The sequence below is a fragment of the Pseudoalteromonas sp. SG45-3 genome (assembly GCF_014164075.1).
In the GTDB taxonomy this organism is placed as follows: Bacteria; Pseudomonadota; Gammaproteobacteria; order Enterobacterales; family Alteromonadaceae; genus Pseudoalteromonas; species Pseudoalteromonas distincta.
Window position 1 is genome coordinate 1 of the sequence record NZ_JACJEN010000089.1, and the last position, 233, is coordinate 233.

Sequence of the window (233 nt, forward strand, 5' to 3'; positions counted from 1 at the left end):
ACAGCGAATTGAATACCGACTTGCTGATATTGCTTTACGTAGCGTTCAATAGTGCGTCGAGACTTACTGAGTAACTTAGCAGCATTGGCAATTGTTATCCTGCCTTCAACCACTTTAGCTATGATATCAACGGTGAGTTGAGCTTTAGAATCCATCACAATCATCCTCAACATGCCTTCTAGTATTCCAAAAACAAAACACTAACAGACACGTAAAAAAGTGACCGACAAATT

At 39.5% G+C, this 233-nt stretch carries 1 protein-coding gene; it reads right to left on the bottom strand.

The window, feature by feature from the left end:
* On the bottom strand, nt 1–164 hold a 164-nt coding region (locus H5126_RS21615; RefSeq protein WP_182721573.1), incomplete at its 3' end, for a helix-turn-helix domain-containing protein.
* Nucleotides 165–233 lie beyond the last annotated feature (69 nt).